This window comes from Actinomyces sp. ICM58, from assembly GCF_000283035.1.
GTDB lineage: Bacteria > Actinomycetota > Actinomycetes > Actinomycetales > Actinomycetaceae > Pauljensenia.
In genome coordinates this window covers 1-3,707 of sequence record NZ_ALIY01000098.1, presented here as the reverse complement: position 1 = coordinate 3,707, position 3,707 = coordinate 1, and the positions used below count along the sequence as shown (strand labels likewise).

Below are 3,707 nucleotides of genomic sequence, written 5' to 3'. Positions count from 1 at the left end.
TAGCGCGCCTGCCCACTGGTCTGGCCCTTCTCATACCCCAAGTGCTCGGTCAGCTCCGCGGTCAACCCGCGCTCCAAGGCCTCCTTGAGCAACGCCGGCAACAAGCCCTGACTGCCCGTCATCTCGACCTCGCCAGCATCAAGACGCTCAAACAACGCATCCAACGCCCCCGAGCGACGCAGCTCCTCCACCGTCTCACGCCCACTAGCGCGAGCCGCAACAACATCATCATCATTCATCATGCATCAATCCTTTCAAACAAAAGACGGATACACAGACAATTAAACACGCCCACCTGGTGCCGGGCAGGTCTGGCACCGTGTACAAGAACTGGCTGGCCGAGCGCGGAGAAGATTTCCGCGCGGGGGTGCGAATCGCGACGCTGGATCCCTTCCAGGGACAGCAAGACCGCCATCGCCTTGGCCTGCTCCAAGGACACAACCAGCGTGCTCGACGCCTTTCACATCGTCACACTCGCCGGGCACGCCCCAGGTGAGGTGCGCTGTCGCGTCCAGCAAGACACGACCGGTCACCGCGGGCGCACAGGTGATCCTCTCCACCCACACCCAACCCTGAAGAGCCCCATTAACACAGCCGACTTTGCAACCGCCCGGCTCATCTTCGACACCATGGGGTATATGGAGCGTTCGAGCTGTCCTACTAGCTCCGCGACCATCATCCCCAACACGACGGGATCAGGGGTGTACTAGCAGCTCGTGGCGTGGATCGAGAGGGAGACTTCTGATGCTGGCAGTAAGAAGTAGATACTGGCCACCTCACAGATCGATTAACGCCAGAACCGCGCCGGAATCGGAGATGGCTAGGTTCCCAGCTTCGACTCCTTCTGCAGCTGGGCGTATTTCAGCAGCACGTACCGAGCGATATTCTGAGGTGATGCTCTTTACTCTCATGAAGTCATGCTCAGTGAGAGCAGCTCTCACTTTTTCCATCACTCCCGCGAAAACAGCTGCTGGACAACCTGGGATCCTCAGCACGTAGCCTGTGGCGACCCCAACGCTTGTTTGCAGCGTCCTTTCGCTCTCAAGGACGTTTCTTGGTGCTCTCGGTCTTGGAGTGCCATAGTACAGGTGAAGATTCTCAAGCAGAGCGTAGTCGGAGGACCAGTGCGCTATATTGAGCGCCGACTGGAGCTCCGTCAGTTGAGACAAGGGTTCTGACTTCAGGTCCATTCCCAAAATAGTCTTCGAAGTTTCCGGATTCTCGTCGTGTAATGGACTAGAAATCTCTCGCCATTCCCCCGCCATGCTAAGCAGCTGACCATAGTTTCCTTCTAAGCGCCCAGGGGTCTCGAGGAAAGGTGTATCGGACTGTTCAAAGTTTCCAGGTGGATCAATTGCGTAAATTTTCAGATCACCTACGGGCGAGTAGGTGCACACGGCTAGGCCCTGCAGATGGTGACCATCTATCGTTGTTGCTGCTAATTGCTGGACAGCCTTCTCGAGCATATTCCCGTGGCGGTCCTTTGTCGCGGTTCCTTTGGATTCGAGTAGGAACAAGAGATCTCTCTCAGGCCTCGCCGGATCACAGGCCCTGATCAGCCAGTCAGCCCTTCGCTTCGTAGCGGATCTGATCCCATGTTTTATGTTCGAATACTTATCTTTCACAACCAAATCAATATCAAAGAACCGGATGTTCGTCAGCCCTAAAGACTCACGTAGCCATTTCTCTGCAGCAATTAGGCTGAACCCCACGCCTAGCTCCTCAGAAACGATGCCTCTGCTGCGATATGCCACCATCTCAATAACGGCGCTGGTGACAATTCGTCCATTGCGATCTTCCTCAAAAGCGGACATGTATTTGAGAATCGGAGCGTACCTGGCTAATGTCCCCAGCCGCGCCCCTGCGCTAGGAAATGTGTGCTCACCCAGCTTCAGAAGCACATCTGCAACATGGAAATGCCAAAAACCATTCAATTCAGGAACAGGCTGAATTTTCTTACCTAGCCCAGGCCGGCCTGAGCCAAATTTTCCGGAGATACGTGCCTGCAAGCCAACATCGCTAATCGACTCTATTCGGCCACTTGGGAGGATCCCTCTCAAGGCCCAATCTGCGAGATTCAATCCCATCTCCCAATCTTACCACCTGCGTGGCGTTTTACGGCTCTTCCGAGTTGAGTGTGGGTGACCAGGTGTTCGTCGGGGGTTGCGGGTAGAGCTCTTGGTCCTTGATGATGAGTGGACTTCCAGCCATGCAGTGACCAGAGAACGCAAGCAGAGCCCCACAGGAGCATGCACCAGGCATCGATACGGATTCGCATTCACAGCCGTTCGCGGATTCCGCCATCAAGTAATTTTTGGGAGCCTAGTACCCTCGCGCCCACTCTCGCATAGCCGCTTCGACCACCTCGGACGCGTTGTCGTATCCGTCGTAGGTCGCACGTAGCATCGCCGCCTCGTACACGTCCTCGTCGATGCGCACCGTGACCTCGACGATCGGCACTCGAGGAGCGACTCGCTCCACCGCGTCCGGCTGCTGCCCCAGCCTCGCCCCGACCGTCAGGCCGTTCGCCTCCGCCCACCGCCGGATTTCAGCGTTCTGTTCCGCCATGCTTGTATCGTCACGCTTCGTCATAGTCATATGTGTACATCATGGCGGGGTTCCTATCTTTGTGGCAGGCCCAGCACCCCACTCGTCGTCCACGACCCGGGGACCAGCCACGACCTCGTCAATCCTCGTGCGATTCGGGCTTACACTCGACATCACGCACCCACTCGCGCACCGCGGCGCGTAGGGCTCCCGACCGTGACGTGATGCCCTCACTGGACGCGCGAGCCATCATGGCGTCAAAAATATCAACATCAAGGCTCGTGGTTACGGCCACTCGTGGCGGGGGCACCGGATGACGCGCCCGCTCCTCGCGTAGGAAGGCCACGAGTTCTTCAGCTTCTCCGGATTCAATGAGCCAGCGTTGGAGGTCGGCCTTCATCTTCACGTCCGCTCGGTTACTGCGCTTCTTCATGGGGACAGGTATACACGGCACATGCCTCACAAATTGCGCGACGCAGCCGCTGCACACAGATTGACATGAATCAAGGCTTCTCCTGTCAGAGCGTTTCACGTGAAACATTAGGCGGCCCACGGGCGACCCCACCCCGAGGCCTTCCGCGCACGCGCGCCTCCCCCGTTCGGACGCTTGACTTGCGCGCTGCACATTCGCGCCGTTGTGCGCCCTATCGGCATCAGTGTCCAGATAGTGGCCCACAGTTTTACCTGTAGGCTGCGCGGATGCCGGGAGGGCGGATCAATGTTTGACAAGGTCAGACGCGAGGTGCTCGCGACGACCGCACATCTGTGCTGCTCGTCACCAGATATCGGGTGAATGTGCATGATAGTTACTTCGTATTCTATGTATTTCTTGCCAGTTCGAGGCGTAGTCTTACCTGCTATCAGGGCGCGTCTCCGATGGTGGGGGCGCGCGGGAGGGCACCTCATCGTGGAGGTTGATAGATCATGATGGTTCCGCCGTTGTCTGAGCGTCCCGTGACCGAGGAGGACGAGGAGCGTTTCCGCCGCGAAACGGCGCCGCGTAAGTACACGCTGCGCCGGCGGTGGGCTGATTATCGTGCCGAGGTCAAAGCGCGGCGCCCCAAGGGTGCGCGTGCGCGCGCCCGGGCGTGGCTGCACGTCGAGCCGTTCTATTGGGGGATGCGCGTCGTCTACGTTGTTCTCTTCGCGGGTGCTGTCTT

At 58.0% G+C, this 3,707-nt stretch carries 3 protein-coding genes and 2 pseudogenes; 1 reads left to right on the top strand and 4 read right to left on the bottom strand.

The window, feature by feature from the left end; all coding sequences use genetic code 11:
• From HMPREF1138_RS04945 to HMPREF1138_RS10480, 4 genes and pseudogenes are all read right to left on the bottom strand, one after another.
• A pseudogene (locus HMPREF1138_RS04945) lies at positions 1-239 on the bottom strand (IS256 family transposase); the annotation flags it as partial.
• Positions 240-776: 537 nt separating this feature from the next.
• A complete protein-coding gene (locus tag HMPREF1138_RS11055) occupies positions 777-2,087 on the bottom strand; it encodes a hypothetical protein (RefSeq protein WP_155887136.1) in 1,311 nt (436 codons plus the stop codon).
• 235 nt (positions 2,088-2,322) lie between these two features.
• Positions 2,323-2,592, bottom strand: a complete 270-nt coding sequence (locus HMPREF1138_RS04930) for an Lsr2 family DNA-binding protein (RefSeq protein WP_155887135.1) — start codon at positions 2,590-2,592, stop codon at positions 2,323-2,325.
• Positions 2,593-2,686: 94 nt separating this feature from the next.
• Entirely contained in the window at positions 2,687-2,980 is a 294-nt protein-coding gene (locus HMPREF1138_RS10480; protein WP_009057249.1) for a hypothetical protein, read from the bottom strand.
• A gap of 491 nt (positions 2,981-3,471) precedes the next feature.
• On the opposite strand from HMPREF1138_RS10480, the pseudogene HMPREF1138_RS04920 reads away from it, so the two are divergent.
• Positions 3,472-3,707: pseudogene (locus tag HMPREF1138_RS04920) on the top strand (DUF6318 family protein); the annotation flags it as partial.

What these genes read in the sequence shown, in the direction of transcription:
- HMPREF1138_RS11055 (WP_155887136.1), bottom strand. Translation starts at nt 2,087, where the DNA reads ATGGGATTGAATCTCGCAGATTGGGCCTTGAGAGGGATCCTCCCAAGT.
- HMPREF1138_RS04930 (WP_155887135.1), bottom strand. Translation starts at nt 2,592, where the DNA reads ATGACGAAGCGTGACGATACAAGCATGGCGGAACAGAACGCTGAAATC.
- HMPREF1138_RS10480 (WP_009057249.1), bottom strand. Translation starts at nt 2,980, where the DNA reads ATGAAGAAGCGCAGTAACCGAGCGGACGTGAAGATGAAGGCCGACCTC.